Annotated in this window: 22 protein-coding genes; 20 read left to right on the top strand and 2 right to left on the bottom strand. The window is 62.8% G+C overall.

The window, feature by feature from the left end; genetic code table 11:
* Positions 1-5 precede the first annotated feature (5 nt).
* The 16 genes from hisC to R3E82_00235 all read left to right on the top strand — a co-directional run bounded on the left by hisC (position 6) and on the right by R3E82_00235 (position 13,005).
* Positions 6-1,106, top strand: coding sequence for a histidinol-phosphate transaminase (gene hisC / locus R3E82_00310; GenBank protein ID MEZ5549311.1), 1,101 nt, complete (start codon positions 6-8; stop codon positions 1,104-1,106).
* On the top strand, positions 1,103-1,576 hold the full coding sequence (locus tag R3E82_00305; GenBank protein ID MEZ5549310.1) for a cupin domain-containing protein: 474 nt from the start codon (positions 1,103-1,105) through the stop codon (positions 1,574-1,576). Before hisC ends, R3E82_00305 begins: the two co-directional genes overlap by 4 nt.
* A 20-nt stretch (positions 1,577-1,596) precedes the next feature.
* Positions 1,597-2,238, top strand: a complete 642-nt coding sequence (locus R3E82_00300; protein MEZ5549309.1) for a DJ-1/PfpI family protein — start codon at positions 1,597-1,599, stop codon at positions 2,236-2,238.
* A gap of 24 nt (positions 2,239-2,262) precedes the next feature.
* The gene (locus R3E82_00295; protein ID MEZ5549308.1) at positions 2,263-3,030 is read left to right on the top strand and encodes a rhomboid family intramembrane serine protease; all 768 of its coding nucleotides are present in this window, start codon (positions 2,263-2,265) and stop codon (positions 3,028-3,030) included.
* Positions 3,031-3,215: 185 nt separating this feature from the next.
* Positions 3,216-4,121 carry an LLM class flavin-dependent oxidoreductase gene (locus R3E82_00290; GenBank protein MEZ5549307.1) on the top strand — a complete coding sequence of 302 codons (906 nt, stop codon included), beginning with the start codon at positions 3,216-3,218 and terminating at the stop codon, positions 4,119-4,121.
* A 109-nt stretch (positions 4,122-4,230) separates the two neighbouring features.
* A complete protein-coding gene (locus R3E82_00285; protein ID MEZ5549306.1) occupies positions 4,231-4,500 on the top strand; it encodes a DUF6356 family protein in 270 nt (89 codons plus the stop codon).
* 145 nt (positions 4,501-4,645) lie between these two features.
* The gene (locus tag R3E82_00280) at positions 4,646-5,248 is read left to right on the top strand and encodes a (2Fe-2S)-binding protein (GenBank protein ID MEZ5549305.1); all 603 of its coding nucleotides are present in this window, start codon (positions 4,646-4,648) and stop codon (positions 5,246-5,248) included.
* 29 nt (positions 5,249-5,277) lie between these two features.
* Positions 5,278-7,674 carry a xanthine dehydrogenase family protein molybdopterin-binding subunit gene (locus tag R3E82_00275; GenBank protein ID MEZ5549304.1) on the top strand — a complete coding sequence of 799 codons (2,397 nt, stop codon included), beginning with the start codon at positions 5,278-5,280 and terminating at the stop codon, positions 7,672-7,674.
* A gap of 7 nt (positions 7,675-7,681) precedes the next feature.
* Entirely contained in the window at positions 7,682-8,671 is a 990-nt protein-coding gene (locus R3E82_00270; GenBank protein MEZ5549303.1) for a xanthine dehydrogenase family protein subunit M, read from the top strand.
* 4 nt (positions 8,672-8,675) lie between these two features.
* Entirely contained in the window at positions 8,676-9,434 is a 759-nt protein-coding gene (locus R3E82_00265) for a cytochrome b/b6 domain-containing protein (GenBank protein ID MEZ5549302.1), read from the top strand.
* 34 nt (positions 9,435-9,468) lie between these two features.
* Complete coding sequence (locus tag R3E82_00260) at positions 9,469-9,819, top strand: hypothetical protein (GenBank protein ID MEZ5549301.1); 351 nt, start codon at positions 9,469-9,471, stop codon at positions 9,817-9,819.
* Positions 9,816-10,331: a histidine phosphatase family protein gene (locus R3E82_00255; GenBank protein MEZ5549300.1), complete on the top strand. Its 516-nt coding sequence runs from the start codon at positions 9,816-9,818 to the stop codon at positions 10,329-10,331. Before R3E82_00260 ends, R3E82_00255 begins: the two co-directional genes overlap by 4 nt.
* Before the next feature lie 36 nt (positions 10,332-10,367).
* On the top strand, positions 10,368-10,601 hold the full coding sequence (locus tag R3E82_00250; GenBank protein ID MEZ5549299.1) for a hypothetical protein: 234 nt from the start codon (positions 10,368-10,370) through the stop codon (positions 10,599-10,601).
* 9 nt (positions 10,602-10,610) lie between these two features.
* Entirely contained in the window at positions 10,611-11,378 is a 768-nt protein-coding gene (locus R3E82_00245; protein MEZ5549298.1) for a hypothetical protein, read from the top strand.
* Positions 11,379-11,391: 13 nt separating this feature from the next.
* Entirely contained in the window at positions 11,392-12,306 is a 915-nt protein-coding gene (locus tag R3E82_00240) for an MBL fold metallo-hydrolase (protein ID MEZ5549297.1), read from the top strand.
* Positions 12,307-12,423: 117 nt separating this feature from the next.
* Positions 12,424-13,005, top strand: coding sequence for a hypothetical protein (locus R3E82_00235; GenBank protein ID MEZ5549296.1), 582 nt, complete (start codon positions 12,424-12,426; stop codon positions 13,003-13,005).
* Between the two features lie 37 nt (positions 13,006-13,042).
* On the opposite strand, the gene R3E82_00230 is transcribed toward R3E82_00235, so the two are convergent.
* A complete protein-coding gene (locus R3E82_00230) occupies positions 13,043-13,969 on the bottom strand; it encodes a LysR family transcriptional regulator (protein MEZ5549295.1) in 927 nt (308 codons plus the stop codon).
* Positions 13,970-14,155: 186 nt separating this feature from the next.
* Here R3E82_00230 and R3E82_00225 point away from each other — a divergent pair, with 186 nt between their 5' ends.
* Genes R3E82_00225 through R3E82_00210 form a run of 4 tightly spaced genes read left to right on the top strand, consistent with a single transcriptional unit; the run spans position 14,156 to position 18,178 of the window.
* Positions 14,156-15,088, top strand: a complete 933-nt coding sequence (locus R3E82_00225; GenBank protein MEZ5549294.1) for a hypothetical protein — start codon at positions 14,156-14,158, stop codon at positions 15,086-15,088.
* Between the two features lie 45 nt (positions 15,089-15,133).
* Complete coding sequence (locus tag R3E82_00220) at positions 15,134-16,417, top strand: glycosyltransferase family 4 protein (GenBank protein MEZ5549293.1); 1,284 nt, start codon at positions 15,134-15,136, stop codon at positions 16,415-16,417.
* On the top strand, positions 16,414-17,142 hold the full coding sequence (locus R3E82_00215) for a class I SAM-dependent methyltransferase (GenBank protein ID MEZ5549292.1): 729 nt from the start codon (positions 16,414-16,416) through the stop codon (positions 17,140-17,142). The genes R3E82_00220 and R3E82_00215 overlap by 4 nt, the downstream gene beginning before the upstream one ends.
* Entirely contained in the window at positions 17,132-18,178 is a 1,047-nt protein-coding gene (locus R3E82_00210) for a hypothetical protein (GenBank protein MEZ5549291.1), read from the top strand. Before R3E82_00215 ends, R3E82_00210 begins: the two co-directional genes overlap by 11 nt.
* Here R3E82_00210 and R3E82_00205 read toward each other — a convergent pair.
* Entirely contained in the window at positions 18,137-18,748 is a 612-nt protein-coding gene (locus R3E82_00205; protein ID MEZ5549290.1) for a class I SAM-dependent methyltransferase, read from the bottom strand. The genes R3E82_00210 and R3E82_00205 overlap by 42 nt on opposite strands.
* Positions 18,749-18,764 lie beyond the last annotated feature (16 nt).

The following is an 18,764-nucleotide window of genomic DNA, read 5'->3' as shown; positions in this document are numbered from 1 at the left end:
AATCCATGAGCTACGAACGGGACAACATCCGCAAGCTCGCCGCCTACCAGTGGGGCGAGCAGCCTGAATCCGATACGGTGCTGAAGCTCAACACCAACGAAAACCCCTACCCGCCGAGCCCGGCGGTACAAAAGGCGCTTGCCGCATTCAATACGGACCACCTGCGCCGCTACCCCCAGCCCACCGCAGACGGGCTGCGCCGCCGCCTCGCAGATCTGCATGAAACCGACATCGACCATATCGTCGTCACCCACGGCGGAGACGAGGCTCTGCGTCTTTCGCTCACCACTTTCGTCGAACCCGGTCAGGTCTTCGGAATGCTCGAGCCGAGCTACTCACTCTACGAAGTCCTCGCCGCGGTACAGGATGCCAGGACCCTCAGAATTCCCCTCGATGACTCCTGGGACATGCCGCGGGATCTCGCCCAGCAGCTCAATGAAGCGGGCACCAGCCTCGCCTGTATCGTAAATCCCCACGCCCCTTCCGGCACTCTCACCGACGTTGAGCGGATCAGTCGCCTGGCCAATGACTTCAGAGGCGTGCTGCTTGTGGACGAAGCCTACGCGGACTTCGTCGACCCGGCTCTGCGTTACGATCTGGCCCGTCTGGTGGGCGCATTCGATAACCTGCTCATCCTCCGAACCTTCAGCAAGGGCTACGGACTCGCTGGCCTCCGACTCGGCTACCTGCTCGGTTCTCCCGGGCTGATCGCACCGATCCTCCACAAGACCCGGGACAGCTACAACATAGATCAGATCAGCCAGGTACTGGGCGAGGCCGCCATCGAAGACCAGACCTACGCCCGGGAAACCTGGCGCAATGTCCGCCAGGCCCGGCGCCAGCTGCGGGAAGCGCTGCTGGCCGCGGGCTTCAAAGTCACCCTGTCCCAGACCAATTTCCTGCTTGCCGAAGTACCGCTGGAGTTTCCGCTGTCCGCCTTCGACATCTACAGCGCGTTGAAAGCACAGGGTATCCTCGTGCGTCACTTCAACACACCACTGCTCGAAGACAAGCTGCGCATCACCGTGGGTACGGAAGCTCAGAATGCGCAGCTCATGGCAACTCTGAACAACCTTCTGGACGCAGCGATGGTACAGCAGCGATGAGCGCCTCGATCCGCCGGCTGACCGCCGCCGATGTGGGACATACGCCGGCATACCTCAGGGTTCATCAGTTCAACGACAATGCTCAGCGTCTGACCCGCACCCTGACAGACGCTCTCGATCTGCAGCGCATCGGTCTGCATCTGGTCAGGCTGGAAGGCGGACGTGATTCGACCCAGTTTCACTACCACGACACAGACGAAGAGTTCGTGTACATCCTTGCCGGCAGAGGGATTGCGCAGCTGGGCGAGCAAAGCATTGAAGTGCATGCTGGAGACTTCATGGGATTCCCTGCGCCATCCTGCGGCCATTCTCTGCACAACCCCGACGCTGAGGATCTCGTCTATCTGATGGGTGGCGAGCGCAACCCGGCGGACGTCGTGCACTATCCCCGGATCCGCCGCACCATGATCAAATCTCACGGCCGGCGCAGCTGGGTGGACTGGGACAATCTCCACGACCTGCCGGGCTGATCCACAACGACGGAGGCAAGATGAGTGATTCCTCGCCACCACCCGCAGACGCACACTGGATCGTCGGGGGCCTGATTTTTCCGGGCTTCGAGCTTCTGGATCTGTATGGCCCCCTGGAAATGTTCGGCGCCTCATCGAAGCACTTCACTCTGGTCACCATTGCCGAGACGGCAGAGCCAGTGCCGAGCGCTCAGGGTCCCAGTTCGACCGTGCAGCGGACGTTCGCCGAGTGCGGGGACGTCGACATCCTGCTGGTACCTGGCGGGATCGGTACCCGGAAGGAGGCTGCCAATCCGGCGCTGCTGACCTTTCTGCGGAACGTTTATCCCCAGCTCGACCTGCTCGCCTCGGTGTGTACCGGTGCCGGACTGCTCGCAGCAGCCGGCCTGCTCGAAGGCAGGCGGGCCACCACCAACAAACTGAGTTTCGCCTGGCCCCGCAGCAGGGGTCCGAACACGGTCTGGGTTCCGGAAGCCCGCTGGGTCGAAGATGGCAATGTGTTCACCTCTGCCGGGGTTGCTGCCGGTATGGACATGTCCCTGGCGCTCATCGCACGACTGCTCGGAGAAGCTGCCGCTGAGGAGGTTGCCCGCTACACCGAGTACGAATGGCACCGCGACGCAGACCGGGACCCGTTCGCCCGGCGTGCGGGACTGCTCTGAATCGGCTGACTGACGCCACGCATCATGTTCCCGCTCAATGATGAAAATCCACGTCTGCACGCACCCGTCGCCACGGTAGTCCTCATCGTCCTCAATCTCCTCGTGTGGCTGCTTGTTCAGGGTCTCGGAGCGGCAGAACCTCTGGCGAAATCCCTGTGCCTGTATGGTCTCGTACCCGGCGACCTGCTCGGAAATCTTGCCCCGGGGACCGTGCAGCCACTGGGCGGCAACCTGGTCTGCCAGTTCGATGGCGCGCCGAATCCGGCCTCTCTGATCACTTCCATGTTCCTGCACGGCGGCTGGTTCCACATCATCGGCAATCTGTGGTTTCTCTGGGTGTTCGGCGACAACGTCGAAGACGTGATGGGACCGCTGCGCTTCGTCACCTTCTATCTGCTGTGCGGACTGGCGGCTGCCGCTGCACAGATCTTCAGCGACCCCGACAGCACCCTGCCCATGGTTGGCGCGTCCGGTGCCATCGGCGGTGTCATGGGTGCCTACGCGCTGCTGTATCCCCGGGCCCGGGTGAACACGCTGATCTTTCTCGGCTTCTACATCACCACCATCGGTGTACCGGCAGTGGTGATGCTCGGCTACTGGTTTGTGCTGCAGCTGCTGCAGGGGTTGCCCGCGCTCGGGTCGACAGAAGGCGGGGTCGCATTCTGGGCACACATCGGCGGGTTTCTGGCGGGGGTGATACTGGTCCGTGTCTTCGCCCGAAGCGACTACCTTGCCGCCCACGGACGCAGCTTCCGGCGCATCCGGCGTTCACGCAACAGCCGCTGGTTCTGAACCGCAGCGGGCCGATCCAGCCCGCCCGCCTGGAGCAGGGCATTGAGCGTCCCGGCAGTACTTCGACACACTATGGCAGTGCAGCATGGCAGTGCAGCCTGCGTTGCTAATCCCGGGCGCATGGGCGAATCTTGTGTCATGAATCACCTGCCAGCTTCATCTGACCTGCAAGTAAGGAGCCCTCGATGACCCGACTGCCCGCCATCAGCCTCGCCGCCGTACCCGGCCGACGAGCCGCCATTCTGGATACCGCCCGGGAGATCGAGCGCCGGGGGTTTCCCGGTATTTTCTGCCCGAGTCTGTCGGACAATCTTGCGCTGTGCGAAGCCATCGCCCTGGTAACCGAGCAGGTCGAGATCGGCACCAGCATCACGCCCATCTACACCCGCAACGTGAATGACTTCGCCCAGACCGTGGGTTTCATCCACGAGGTATCGAAGGGGCGTTTCCGCTTCGGTATTGGAGTGAGCCACGAGCCGGCGATGCGACGCCTGGGCGTCACCCAGGGCAAGCCCCTGGCCGACATGCGCAGATTTGTCGAAGAGCTGCGGGCGGTGCCCCGGGCCGGCGACATGCCACCGCTGGTGCTGGCGACACTGCGCGACAGAATGATTTCGCTGGCGGAAGAAATCGGCCAGGGTATGGTCTTTGCCAATGGGGCCCGCTCCCATATGAGCCATTCCCTCGGCGTACTCAGCGACAGGAGTCGCAGCGATCCGGCTTTTTTCATCGGCAACATGATCCCGACCTGTATTTCCGACGACGAGGAGGCCGCCAAGGCGGTAAACCGCCGCACCCTGACCGGCTATGCGGCACTGCCCAATTACCGCAACTACTGGAAGCAGGCGGGCTATGAAGAGGAGATGGCCGGTGTCGAGGCGGCACTGGCAGAGGGCAACATGGCCGGGGTGAGTGCCAGCCTGTCGGACCGCTGGCTGGCAGATACCACCCTCTTCGGCACCGCCAGCAAGGTACGGGAGGGTCTGGAAGCCTGGTTCGATGCCGGAATCAGGACACCCATCGTCGTGCCCTCGTCTGCCAGGGGGAATCAGATGAGTGCGTTGCAGGAATTTTTCGATATCTGGGACTGATTGGCAAAATCATCCCAATACAACGCCGGTTTATAGCGAAAAGGAGATAAAAGCCGCCGGAAAACACTATAACATCCACCTCGTGAATCAGTCTGACGAGGAGCAGACCATGATCGAGACACTGTTTCGGCAGCATCTGCACGACATCGACGAGTCCTACACTCAGCATGCCGGTCACGCCTTCCATATCGGCCTGCGCCTGATCGGATCGGGGATTGCCTGTCTGGTGCACGGCCTGCTGCCCGGGCTGTTCATGAAAACCGCGAGCAACACCCTGGCGGACATCGGTCAGCTCATGGTGCGCCGCCGCGAGCTGGCTCAGTCGGCAGCCAGCGACCGGTTGGGTTCCGCATCGATCATGGAAAATCCCGCGAACTGATATTGCGGCAGGCCGTCGGTGCTGGTGAAGGTTCCCGCACCGGCGGCAATCCCATCGAAGCCCCGCGACATTCGCAGCGGCTGCTCAGCGCCCGCATTTCCCGCGGCACACACTCGTGTAGAATGCGCGGCGGGGGTACGCAAAATTGAATCCGAATCTATCGCGTCGACGCTTCATCAAAGGTGTCATTGCATCCAGTGCCGCTGCCGCAAGCAGTTCTGCCTGGTATTCCGCTTCCGCGGCCTCGTCGGATGCGCATCCGGCCGGGACTGTGGAGCGGCTCCTAACACTGAATATCAACGGCCGCAGGCGTCCGGTGGATGTCCTGCCCCAGGAGACCCTTGCGCACACCCTGCGCTACAAGCTGGGTCTCACCGGTACCAAGCTCGGCTGTAACCGCGGCGAATGCGGTGCCTGTACCGTGCTGGTGGACGATGTTTCCCACTATGCCTGCTCCATGCTCACCCACAGCGTGCGCGGGCGCGCGGTGCTGACCGTGGAAGGTCTGCAGAGTGCGAGCGGCGCACTGCATCCGGTACAGCAGGCGTTCATCGATGAACTCGCGCCACAGTGCGGCTACTGCACGCCGGGCCAGATCATGGCCACAGTGGCACTCCTGAAAGACAACCCGCACCCGAGCCGCGAGGAAGCTCGCCAGGCGCTGTCCGGCAATCTGTGCCGCTGCGGTGCCTACGAACATTACCTCAACGCCGCAATGCGGGCCGCTGGTAACTCAGGCACCGCCTGAGACAAGGGACGAAAACAAGGACCGCCGCCATGAGCTATACCCACATCGGCAAGGATTTCGTGCCACCCGACATCTTCGGCAAGGTGACCGGCAAAGCGCGCTACGCCGAAGACTACAGCGTCGACGGCATGGTCTACGCACGCATGTATACGAGCCCCATGCCCCATGCACGGGTCAGACACATCGACGCGAGCCGGGCGCTGGCGCTGAAAGGGGTGATCGGCATCCTTACCGCTGACGATGTACCGGCGACCGAAGCACCGACCCCGGCTGTTCTCACCAACGAGCCCGTTTATATCGGTGATCCGATTCTCGCAGTCGCCGCCGTCGATGAAAAAACCGCAGAAAATGCCCTGGCCCTGATCCGTGTCGACCTCGAACCCCTGCCCTTCGTCGTCGACCCCCTCGACAGTCTCAAGCCCGGCGGCAGCAACGCCCGGGAGCAGGGCAACGTCTATCCCGGTGAGATTCAGGAACTGCGCTGGACGGGGGAAGACGTCGACAGATTTGTTACCGGCAGGGAGCCTACCGGCGCAGCACCTACTGAATGGAGCTATGGCGATCTGGAAGCCGGTTTCGACAACGCCGCCGTGATTGTTGAGGAGTCCTTCGTGACCACGGGCTACGCCCACATGTCGATGGAACCCCGCTCGGTGTTGAGCTACTGGCAGAATGGTAAATGCCACGTCTACGGGTCCACCCAGTCCCAGAGTTTTGTGGTGCCCTTTCTGGCACGCATGCTGGGCATCGACGCCGCCGATCTGGTCTATGTCGCCGAACACTGCGGAGGCGGCTTTGGCTCGAAGATCGCCGCCTACCCGACACTGGCCCTGCCCGGTTACTTTTCGAAGAAACTGGGCCGTCCGGTCATGCTGCGCATTACCCGGGAGGAGGAGTACTACATCGGCTCCGCCCGGGTCGGCTTCCAGGGCTGGGTGAAGGCGGGCTTCAACGCTGATGGCCGGGTGACCGCCGTCGATCTGTACATCGTCGAAGACCTGGGACCCAACCGCACCGGTGGTGATGCCTCGTCCGCCGGTGGCGCCGTCTCGATCCTCTATCAGCCGGCCGCCATGCGCCTGCGTGACGTACCCGTGTTCACCAACACCACCCCCCGTGGCGCGCAACGCGGTCCGGGGCAGAATCAGATTGCCGCCGTTTTTGAGCCCATCATGGACAAGGCGGCCAGAGAACTCGGCATCGATCCGGTGGACATCCGCCGCCGCAATGCGCCCGACTCCAACGCGACCATCGATGCGAAACAGGGTCCGATCACCAGCGCCTACATGGATGACGCGCTGGTCATGGGCGCCGAGCTTTTCAACTGGACCGAGCGCAGGGCGCGCAGTGGACAGCGCAAAGGCAGCAAGGTCACCGGCATCGGCGTCGGCCAGGGCTATCACTCCGCAGGCGCCAATGGTTTCGACGGTCTGGTGCGTATTACACCGGACGGTCGCATCCATCTGCACAGCGGAGTCGGCAATCTGGGTACCTATTCATACGTTTCCACCACCCGCACGGCGGCGGAGGTGCTGCGCTGCAACTGGGACAACTGCATCGTGCATCACGGCAACTCGGCCCTGCACCTGCCATGGAGCAGTTACCAGGCAGGCAGCAACACCAGTTTCACCCATTCCCGGGCGAACTGGGTGGCAGCCATGGATGCTGTACACAAGATGCTGGAGATCGCTGCAGCCACGCTGGGCGGCAAAGCGGAGGATTACGACTACGCCGACGAGCGGGTCTTCAACAAGTCAGCTCCCACACGGGGCATGACTTACGGGGAAATTGCCGCCAGGGCAATCGAACTCGGTGGAGCCTACAGCGGCCAGAGCTACCCCGAAGACATTCACGAAGTGACTCAACGCGCGGTGCAGGGTATCGCCGGTACCGGGCTCGTGGGCGTTGCCAAAGACAACCTGCCCGTGCGCGGCACGGTACCGGGGCTGGCGGTAGCCTACGTCGAGATCGAGGTGGATCTGGAAACCGGCAAGCATGAAATCATCGACTATGTTGCAGTAGCCGAGTGCGGCACCGTGGTCCATCCGCTCGGGCTTTCCGGTCAGATGAACGGCGGAGCGGTGTGGGGATTCGGCATGGCGTCTCTCGAACGCCACGTCTACGACCCCCAGAACGGACTGCCTGCAAACGTCGGCTTCTATCAGTGCAAACCACCCACCTATCTGGACGTGCCCGTCTCCACCCGCTGGACGGCAGTGGACAGGCCGGATCCGGACAATCCGATGGGCATCCGCGGGATCGGCGAACCAGCCATGGGCTGTGCGACCGCGGCGTTCATGTGCGCGCTTTCCGATGCCCTGGGTGGTCATCTTTTCAACCGCACACCCGTAACGCCGGATGTGATTCTCAATCACGTTGCCGGCATCTCCGAATCATCCGGCCCCATGGCCACCAACTCATTCTGAGGCAGTCATGACCGCATACGACGTGATGCCCGATATCGAACTGTTCCAGCCGGTGACGGTGGAGGACGCCGCAACGCTGGCCGCAAGACTCGGCGCAGACGGCTGGCTGCTGGCTGGCGGACAGGACACCTACGGCTGGCTGAAAGACCGTGCCAGGCACCCGCGAGCGATGATCGACCTTGCTGCCGTGACAGAGCTGCAGGGTGTGCGCGAACTCGGCAATGGCCTGAGTATCGGTGCCATGACCAGTCTCACCGAACTCATCCGCAATCCGCTGGTGAAAGCCCGCTTCGATCTGCTGGTTCAGGCTGCAGGCCGTGTCGCCAGCCCCCAGATCCGCAACCAGGGCACCCTCGGCGGCAACCTCGCCCAGGACACCCGGTGCTGGTACTACCGCCGCGGTCTTTCCTGTTACCGGGCAGGCGGCAATATCTGCTACGCCGACGGTCCAAAGTCGATGAACCGGGAACACGCCGTGTTCGGGGCCAGCCGCTGTGTTGCGGTGACGCCGTCGGATACCGCGGTGGCGCTGATGGCGCTGGATGCTGTCATGGTCATTCAGAACAGCAGGGGGGTGCGTCGTGTCAATGTGACGGATTTCTTCGTCGGCCCGGCGGTGAACATCAGACACATGACCGTCCTGCGGCCGGGCGACGTACTCACCGCGATCGAAATTCCTGATACCTTCGCCGGTGCGGACTTTTATTTTGAAAAAGTTGCCGATCGCAACGTCTGGGATTTCGCCCTGGTCAGTGTCGCCGCCGCTTACCGGATGAAGGGCGGTCTGATAGACGATGCCAGGCTGGTGCTCGGCGCGGTGGAATGTGTACCCCGGCGCCTGCGCGACATCGAACGCGCCGCCATCGGTAAGGCCCGCAGCGAAGAGACCGCGGGCAGCCTCGCCGGATTCGCTTCGCGTGGCGCGCGACCACTGAATCACAATCATTTCAAACTGCCTCTCATGGAAAACCTGGTGGCCCGGGCACTGCGGAGCTGAGTTCATGGATATCGTGCGCTTTAAAGAAGACGTGTGGGGCCGCGAGGTGCTGCTCGGCGTGTCCTGGGATCTGCTCTGGGTCGTGGTCGCCCTGGCATTTGCCGCGATCGTGATTCACCTGCTGGTCATGATGTTCATCAGATCTGAAGCCCGCCCTTCCGCCGCTGGCCGCAAGCTGCTGCGCCATGCCGCGATAGACCGCGCCTTTCACTGGGTCATGGCACTGAGCGTGTTTGTACTGCTGGCGACCGGTGTGCTGCCGATCATTGGTGTCGATTTTGACTGGCTGACCATTCACTGGGTCTCCGGACTGGTGCTGACGGCTGCCGTTGCGCTGCACGTCGTGCGTTCGATCTTCTGGCAGCGTCCTGCGGATATGTGGGTCGGAGTGAAAGATCTGCAGGAGCCCTTCGACAGCGCGATCAAGCCCGGTAAATATTCGTTTGCCCAGAAGGGCATGCACCACGTGATGTCCCTGCTGGTGCTCGCGGTGATCGTCACTGGAATCGCGCTGCTGTGGGTGATCGATACACCCTGGTGGGAGCGCTCCAACGCGCTCGAAGAGTCGACCCTCGGCTGGATGTTCGTGTTACACGGACTGTCCACCCTGGGTCTGATCGGCTTCACAGCACTGCACGTCTACTTCGCCGTACGGCCGGAGAAGCGCTTCTACACCCGCTCGATGATCAGCGGTTGGATATCGGAAGACGAATTCAAGGCAAATCACGACACCGCCAGGTGGGTGCCGAAAGAGTCTGCCTGAGTCCGACCCGAGCCGCCCGCGCCTGGACAAACTGATGGATACACAGATTGAAGCGGTGGAAATCGCTTACGAATTTCTGCTGGCATATGCGGCCCAGGGGCGTGAAGACGACGCTACCGGTCCGGGTCGAAAATCCCGTGAGGTCGTTGGCGAACTCGATGCCGCCCTTGCGGCGATCGCAACGCAACTGGACGACACCATCTCCTTCAGTTCCGTCATCGCCGCCGACATCGACAAGACCCGCCGCGCCCTTGCACTGGTTGCCGCCCAGCCCCGCATCAGCAGCGAACTGATCGACAACCTCAATGCTTCCATGCATCTGCGCGCGGTGCTCACCGATCTCTTTCTGCTCAGCGAAGCCCGCAGAATCACCGCGCATCCGTGAAGATCTGGCTGCACCGCCATGCCAAATCCTCCTGGGGGAATCCCGGTCAGCGGGATTTCGACAGGCCGCTGAACAAGCGCGGCAGCCGGGACGCCATCGAGATGGGCCGCTGGCTCGCAGCCCAGAGCGATCGAGCAACCTGGCTGTGGACGAGTGATGCCGCCCGGGCACTGGCCACAGCCAGAGTCGTGCAGGCCGCCTTCGACATCGACGACGATCACACGGTTGCCGTGCACGAACTTTATCTCGCGCCACCAGAGGTACTGCTGGCGGTGCTCAGACGCACGCCCGCCGAAGTAGAAAGCGTGGCCCTGGTGGCGCACAATCCCGGGATCACCGAGACCTTGAATCTGCTTGCCGGAGTTGCAGTCACCGCGAATCTGCCCACCTTCGGCACAGCGCGGCTCGATTTCGATGGCGACTGGGCACACCTGGGTTTCGGGCGCTGCGACATCGATCTGGTGACCGCACCCAAGCTGCTGGACTCACGCCCGGAGACTGGGTATATCTAGTCGCGTCGTGTCATTCACTCCGAAATAGGATCGCCCATGGGATTTTTCAGCTTCATCGTTCTGCTCGGCATCGCCTACCTGTTGTGGCGGGTGAGCGACCAGATGCCGGACCTGATCTTCCGTTTGAGCGAAATTCAGCGGGACATCGCAGAGATCAGGCGCCGTCAGTCCGGCGAGAGCACCAGTGAATCCACACGCACCGGTGGTGGGACGCCGGCAGCCGTGTCCAGTCCAGCCACCGGTGGCGTACCGGAGTCCGGCAACGTCTGATCGGATCTTATGATCAAGCGAACCCCGGACTGGCGCATCTGGTTGGGTCTGGGCCTGACCGCGGGCTGGCTGCTGCTGGGTACGCTGTACATCGCGGCGGACATTGGCTGGTCAAATTTCGCCCATCTGCCCGCGGATGAACTCGGCAGTTTTCTGGAAGGTGCCTTCGCGCCGCTCGCCTTTCTCTGGCTGGTGATTGGCTACTTCCTGCAGCAGAAGGAGCTCGAGCAGAACACGCTGGCACTGCGTGCCCAGGCGGAAGAGATCCAGCGCACTGCGGAGCAGGCCATCATTCAGTCCGAGAAGATGGCCCAGTCTGAAATGCACGCCCGCCAGGAAGCTTTCCTCCAGACATCGCGAATCGTCCGCAGCCAGCTCAGCCTGATCGAAGGCTTTCTCTATATATCGAGCCAGGCTGCGCTGGCCAGCGGCGCAGTCACGCCCGAAGAACAGAGCAAGCTCTTCGCCAGCGGCGGGCGGGATTCGGAACTGTTCTCCCGGAAGATTCTCGAGCTGCAATTCGCGATGGATGATCCTGCTCAGCAGTTCGACTTTTTCTACGGCACGCCGATCCGCGCCCGGCACTCGAACAACATCATCTTCACCTTCGAGCGGCTGATCGCCCGTGCGGAGGCCGTCGATCCGGACTTCATGATCCGGGACGCCCTGTCCACGACCGGCCACGGGCTCGTCTACCGGTTCGCGAAAAGATACCAGGCCATGGCACCCCCCGAACTCGCAGACCCGAATGCCACGGGTCTGACCGTCAATTTCTAGAGGAACTCACGCAATGCAACAGTCACACGCAAATCCCCGCTTTCTCCCGCTGCGCCGGGGCCTGGCCCTGCTGCTCTGCGGCTTGACACTGACATCACAGGTTGCCGCCGAAGAAGCGGACCGGTTCGCGGCGGTGCAGATCACCGCACAACACGTCGGTGGCAGCGTGCACATGCTCACCGGCGCCGGTGGCAACATCGGCGTATCGGTCGGTGCGGATGGCACCCTGATCATCGACGATCAGTTCGCTCCGCTGGCGGGGCGCATCCAGGCCGCCATCGATCAACTCGGTGGCGCCCGGCCCAGGCTGGTACTCAACACCCACTTTCACGGTGACCACACCGGCAGCAACGCCCACTTCGGCCGGACCGGCACCATCATCGCCCACGACAATGTGCGGGCCCGACTGCTCGACGTGGAGAATGGGGAACGTTATGCACTGCCCCTGGTGACTTTCGCCGACCGGGTCCGCATCCACTTCAACGATGACGAAGTCGATTTCATCCACCTGCCTCACGGCCATACCGACGGCGACAGTGTGGTGTGGTTCAAGAACGCCAATGTGATTCATATGGGCGATCACCTCTTCAACGGCCGTTTTCCGTTCATCGACGTGGCCAGCGGCGGTACCGTGGATGGCTTTGTCAGCAATCTCGAGACCGTGCTTGCGATGGTGCCGGAGGATATCCGGGTTATTCCCGGCCACGGCGCACTCGGCAGTGTGGTGACCATCGCGGAAAGTATCGACATGATCCGTGCAACTCAGAAAATCGTCGAGGACGCAGTCGCTGCCGGCCGCTCGGCGGAGGACATCGCGAAAGCGGGGTTCGGCGAGCGCTGGACAGAATTCGGTTCTGGTTTCATCAACGCCGAACGCTGGGTGCAGATTCTCCTCGCGCCCGCCGCCAGTGAACCGGCACGACGCTGAAGGCGCGGTGCGACAGCTGCGGGATCCAGGGATCGCGGTATCCGGGAATCGCGGAACAGAAGATTCGCGATTGTCGAGATCGACAGCAATCCGGGTAACCACACAGGATCTGCCCGGATGAGCGGTACGGACCCCATGCAGCGCCTGGCTGCGGATCGTGCGGCAGCACGGGCGCGCCAGGACCCCTGCGCCGGACTGTGCACCGTCGCCAACGTGGACGAGTCAGGGTTGCCCCAGCAGCGTACCCTGGTGCTGCGGGATCTGGAGGCACGCCTGGCGGTGTTCGTGAACTCCACGAGTCCGAAGTGGCCGTCGCTGCGCCAGGGACCCGTCAGCGTGCTGGTGTGGCTGCCGTCCCTGAATGTGCAGTACCGCCTCGCCTGCCGGACCGATCCGGTGCCCGAGCACCTGGTTCACGCCAGCTGGCAGCTGCGACCGGATTCCCCGAAACGCCTGGACTGGTTTTACACCCACCACGCACCCCAGAGTTCGACAGTCGGAAGTCGCGAGGAACTGCTGTCCGCCCTGGCAAGCCTCGCCCTGCCGGAGCCACTGACTGCGCCACCTACCGCGCAGGGCCTGTACCTGCATCCTCTGACCGTCGAACGTCTCGATCTCACCCAGGACAACGGGGTGCACGATCGCCGCAGCTATCGACGCGATGAAGACATCTGGATTGAGACGACCCTGACTCCCTGAACGTGCATCCGGGCAGCGACCCGGATGAGACCACCCCTCAGACTTCGGCGGTCACGATACCCACCAGATTGCGGAAACAGGTGCGCTTCGCCACCTCGACAAAGCCGCCGATGAAGGGCGCCGACTGCTGATCCGCCCGCACCGCGGCGTAGAGCGTCGGCCACACACCTTCCTCGCCCAGCGAACGTGCCACCACATAATTGCCTTCCAGATATTCGTGCAGCGCCCAGTTCGGCAGGCAGGTCACTCCGCGGCCGCTGGCCACCAGCTGAATCATCATGGTGGTGAGTTCCGCGTTGCGTACCCGCAGCGGCTCCACTCCGGCGGGGTCCAGAAACGAGGTGAACACGTCGAGCCGGCTGCGATCCACCGGATAGCTGATCAGGGTTTCGCTGGCGAGATCGGCTGGCTCAATCCACGGCCGCTGCGCCAGCTTGTGGTCCCGCGCCAGGGCCAGCTGGGCTTCGTAACTGAACAGCGGCAGGTAAGCCAGGCCGAGATCCTCCAGAGGGTCTGCGGTAATCACCAGATCCAGATCGCCCCGCGCCAGGGCCGGCAGCGGAGCGAAGTGGAAACCGCTGGCGATATCCAGCTCCACGTCCGGCCACTGCTCCCGGTACTCGTTGATCGCCGGCAGCAGCCAGTCGAAGCAGCTGTGGCATTCAATCGCCATGAAGATCCGCCCGGACTCTCCCCCGGCGAGCCGGGCGAGATCCTGCTCAGCACTGTGAAACAGGGGCAGCACCTCATCCGCCAGTTTCAGCAGCCGGTTACCCGGCGTAGTGAATCGCACCGGTCGGGTCTTACGGATGAACAGCGAGCAGTCGAGCCGGGTTTCCAGATCTTTCAGCTGATGGGAGAGGGCCGACTGAGTCAGGAACAACCGATCCGCCGCCTCCACCAGGCTGCCCGTGTCCCGCAGCGCCACGAGGGTCCGCAGATGGCGCAGTTCGACATGAGACATGAATCGCACTCACCAAAACAGGAATACACATGCATTATATTCATACAACAACCTTGACGGGAAGGCCGGGATCGCCCCTGGCTCCCGCCCGGCCCTCAGGACACGCAGGATCCGGAAAACTGTGGCACAACGCACGCAGGCTCAGTAAACCCTCAATTACACTTCGATGAAGCCGACGGATATGCAATGTTCAACCCGAGCCGTACCCTTATCGATGCGTTTGTGACACGAAGTCTCCAGCGCTACCGGGAAGCTTTTCCCGGTCGGGAGACCGTGCAGGAGGAGACTCTGGAGAGCGCGGTGCGGACTGCGCTGGAGTTTCTGCTGAACTGCGATTGCCCCTATCACGATCTCGAGCACACGATTCTGGTTACCGACGTGGGTCAGACGATCCTCCATGGCCGGATCATCTCCCAGGGCGATGTCTCTCCCCACGACTGGCTGCACGCGGTGATCGCCATGCTGTTTCACGACATCGGCTATCTGCGCGGACTGCTGAGGCAGGACGGATCGGACAGTTTTCTCATCGACGAGGCCGGCGGGCGCTTTACACCCGGCGTCGGGGCTACGGACGCCAGTCTGATGCCCTACCACGTGGTCCGTGGCCGCATGTTCATCCAGGAGCGCTATTCGGGTGACAGCCTGATCGATGTGGCTACGGTGATCGGACACATCGAGATGACCCGATTCCCCGTCCCGGCAGACGATCACTACCAGAAGGTGGACACCCTCTCCGCACTGGTGCGGGCCGCAGACCTGATCGGCCAGATGGGCGATCCGCTCTATCCGAAGAAACTCTCCCGCCTCTACAGCGAATTCCTGGAAACCGGAGAAGCACAGCGCCTCGGCTACCACAACAGCGCGGAATTGCGGGAGGGATTCCCGGAGTTCTTCTACGAGCAGGTGTATCCCTACATCACCGAAGGTCTGCGTTTTCTGCGCAAGACCCAGGAAGGCCAGCAGTGGATTGCCAACCTGTTCCACCACGTCTACGAACTCCAGGCCGTCGAATGCCCCGAAACCCGCCGCCCGGCGGGGGAAAGCGCTGCCGTGCACCGGCACCCGACCGTGACCAGGATCGGCGAGTCTTCCCAAGGTGGTCATCGACACGCTTGTTGATTAAAATCCCGGCTCTTTGCCTGGGGATTCTCAATCCAGACTGCCATGTCGGAACTGGCATTTTCAGATGTCGGGGCGGATTCTGCGCCTCTGCGAATTGCCCTGCTGGGTTACCGCAGCAATCCCTACAGCGGTGGCCAGGGCATCTACCTGAAATACCTCTCGCGGGCGCTCGCGGATGCGGGTCATCTGGTGGACGTGATTTCCGGCGAGCCCTACCCGGAGCTCGATCATCCGGAGGTTCGCCTGGTCAAACTGCCGGGCCTGAATCTGTTCGATGCGCCCAATCATCTCACCGCGCTGCGGCCGCGCCATCTGCGCTCGATCACAGACACCTTCGAGTGGCTCTCCATGGCCACCGGCGGTTTCCCGGAACCCTACACATTCGGGCGGCGCGTCGCCCGTCACCTGGCGGCTCACGGACGCGCTTACGATGTGGTGCACGACAATCAGTCTCTGAGCTGGGGCATGCTGCGACTGCAGCGCCAGGGCATACCCCTGCTCACCACCATCCATCATCCGATCACCTGGGATCGCGACATCGCCCTCGATCACGCCACCGGCACCGGTCATCGTCTGCTGATCAGACGCTGGCACAACTTTCTGCGCATGCAGAGTCGGGTTGCCCGTTCGCTGCAACACCTGGTGACCGTGAGCGAAAGATCAAAACAGGACATCAGCGCCGCCTTCGACATCGAGCCGGAGCGCATCCACGTGATCCACAATGGCATCGACGCGGAGAGCTTCCGCCCCGAGCCAAGTATCGCCCGCAACCCCTGGCAACTCATCACCACGGCCAGCGCCGATCAGCCGCTGAAAGGCACCCAGTATCTGATTCCCGCCTTCGCCGCGCTCCTGCACCGCTACCCCAAGCTGCGCCTGGTTTTCATCGGCAGGCCCCGCCCGGGTGGCACCACTGAAAAACTCATCTCCCACTATGCGGTCGGCGAACGCATCCGCTTCGTGCATGGGGTGAGCACCGACGACATCCGCCATCTCTACGCCAGCTCCGCGGTCGCCATTGTGCCGTCCGAGTACGAAGGTTTCGGCCTGCCCGCGGGAGAAGCCATGGCCTGCGGTGTGCCGCTGGTGTCCACCAATGGCGGCGCACTGCCGGAAGTAGTGGGTGACGCAGGCATTCTGGTGCCGACCCGGGACTCCGGTGCGCTGCAGCTCGCAATCGCCCGGCTGCTGGATAATCCTCGCGAACGGGAACACTACGCCACGCTCGGACGGCAGCGCATTCTCGACGCCTTTTCCTGGGACCAGACTGCCCGCCGGATGACGGATCTGTATCTCAGCCTGAGCACTTCCCGGCGCAGATCGTGAGTCTCACCACCATCGATTTCCGCAAACTGCAGCTGCACAGTGGCGACCGGGTACTCGATCTCGGTTGCGGCGAAGGACGTCACGCCATCAGCGCCTGTCTCGAAGCACCCGTACATGTGGTGGGACTGGATCTTTCGGTGGCGGACCTCGACACCGCCCGTACCCGCTACCAGGAGTTCAGCACAGACGCCGATGCCAGCCGCCGGTTGAATTTTCTCTCCGCCAGCGCACTGCACCTGCCCTTCGCTGATGCCACCTTCGACAAAGTCATCTGCGCCGAAGTGCTGGAACACATACACGACTACGAGCGTGTGCTCGCGGAGATCCGACGGGTACTGAAACCCGGCGGACTGTTTGCGGTGAGTGTGCCGCGCTTTGGCCCGGAATGGATCTGCTGGCAGCTGTCTGACGCCTACCACGAGGTGGAAGGTGGTCACATCCGCATCTTCCGCCGCCGGCAGTTGCAACAGGCAATCGAACGCACCCGCATGTACTGCTATGCCAGGCACTGGGCACATGGCCTGCACTCGCCTTACTGGTGGTTGCGCTGTGCCTTCTGGAAACAGGGGGAGTCGAACTGGCTTGTGCGCAACTATCACCGGCTGCTGGTCTGGGACCTGATGCAGAAGCCTGCGCTGACCCGCTGGCTGGAAGCCGCCCTGAATCCATTCATCGGCAAAAGCGTGGTCATGTATTTCGTGCGGGGCGCCGGTCATGCGAGCTGAACTCATTCACCGCACCTGCGACTTCATCGCCAGCACCCAGCTCCCAACCGGCGCAATTCCCTGGTTCCGCGGCGGTATCGCAGATCCCTGGGACCACGTGGAAGCAGCCATGGGGCTCAGCATCGGCGGTCGCGTCGAAGAGGCGGAAGCCGCCTATCGCTGGCTCGCCCGCCGGCAGCATGCGGACGGCTACTGGCTCGCCGCTTACGACGGCGAGCGCGTGGCTGACGGCACCCGGGCGGAAACCAATTTCGTGGCCTACATCGCCACCGGTGTCTGGCACCATTTTCTGACCACGGGCGACCGGACTTTCCTGCGTGAACTCTGGCCCACGGTGCAGCGGGCAATGGACTTCGTGATCGGTCTGCAGGCACCCACCGGCGAGATCTACTGGGCGCTGGATACCCGCACTGGAATCAATAGAGACGCCCTGGTAACGGGCTGCAGTTCGATCTACAAAAGCCTTGAATGTGCCATCGCAATCGCCGGCACCCTCGGCGAACCCTGCACCCGGTGGATGGCAGGCCGCCGGGCGCTGGGTTTCACCCTGTCCCGGCGACCGGATCGATTCGATCGCACCTGGGAGAGCAAGGCGCGCTATTCCATGGACTGGTTTTATCCGGTGCTCAGTGGTGCGATCGGCGGCGACCGGGCCCGGGCCCGCATCGACGCCCGCTGGTCGGAGTTCGTGGAACCCGATATGGGCTGCCGCTGTGTGGCCGATCAGCCCTGGGTGACCGTGGCCGAGACCTGTGAGCTGATCCTCGCCTGTCTGAAGATCGGCCGCGATGCGGATGCCGCGCTTCTGTTCGAGCAGCTCGCCCGCCACCAGGTGGAAGACGGCTCCTGGTGGACGGGGCACGTGTTCACCGATGGGGTCAACTGGCCGGACGAGCGACCGACCTGGACCGCGGGGGCCGTGCTGCTTGCTGCCGACGCGCTGCAGGCCCTGACACCGGCCAGCGGTCTGTTCACCACACCACAGCAGCCCCGCTCAGAGGCGTTCGAGCACTCCCAGCGTGTGCGTCGACGCTAGCGTTCTGAAGAGCCCGGAGGCCTCGGCCAGCCGGTAAATCCGGATGGGAGCCTGCCCGCCCTGTGCCGGATCTTCGAACAGGTCATGGATGGCCAGTATCCCGCCAGGCAGGATGTGCGGGCTCCAGGTCCGGTAGTCGCGCAGCGCAGCCGCCTCGCTGTGTCCCCCATCAATGAATACCATCGCAAGCGGCGTGCGCCAGTGACGCCCGGCCAGTTCCGTGCCTGCGACTATCGGAATCACCGTCTCCGACAGCCCGGCCCGCCAGAGGGTCTGGCGGAATGCGGGCAGAGAATCCAGACCACCGGTGAAAGGGTCACGCAGTTCCGGATCGTGATAAGCCTCCCCGGGCTGATGTTCCTCCGAGCCGCGATGATGATCGACCGCATACAGCACACCGCCCGCTTCCCGACAGGCCGAGCCCAGATACAGTGTCGATCTGCCGCAATAGGACCCTACCTCGAGAACAGGCCCCAGTCCGGCCGACTGACGCGCGAGCCGGTACAGGAGCTCGCCTTCCTCGGGATGCAGGAAGCCCTTCACGCTGTCCGGATCTATATCCAGCTTCATCCACCCGCTCCGCTCG

This window comes from Pseudomonadales bacterium (genome assembly GCA_041395945.1).
GTDB lineage: Bacteria > Pseudomonadota > Gammaproteobacteria > Pseudomonadales > Azotimanducaceae > SZUA-309.
This window is presented reverse-complemented; position numbering and strand designations above follow the sequence as displayed.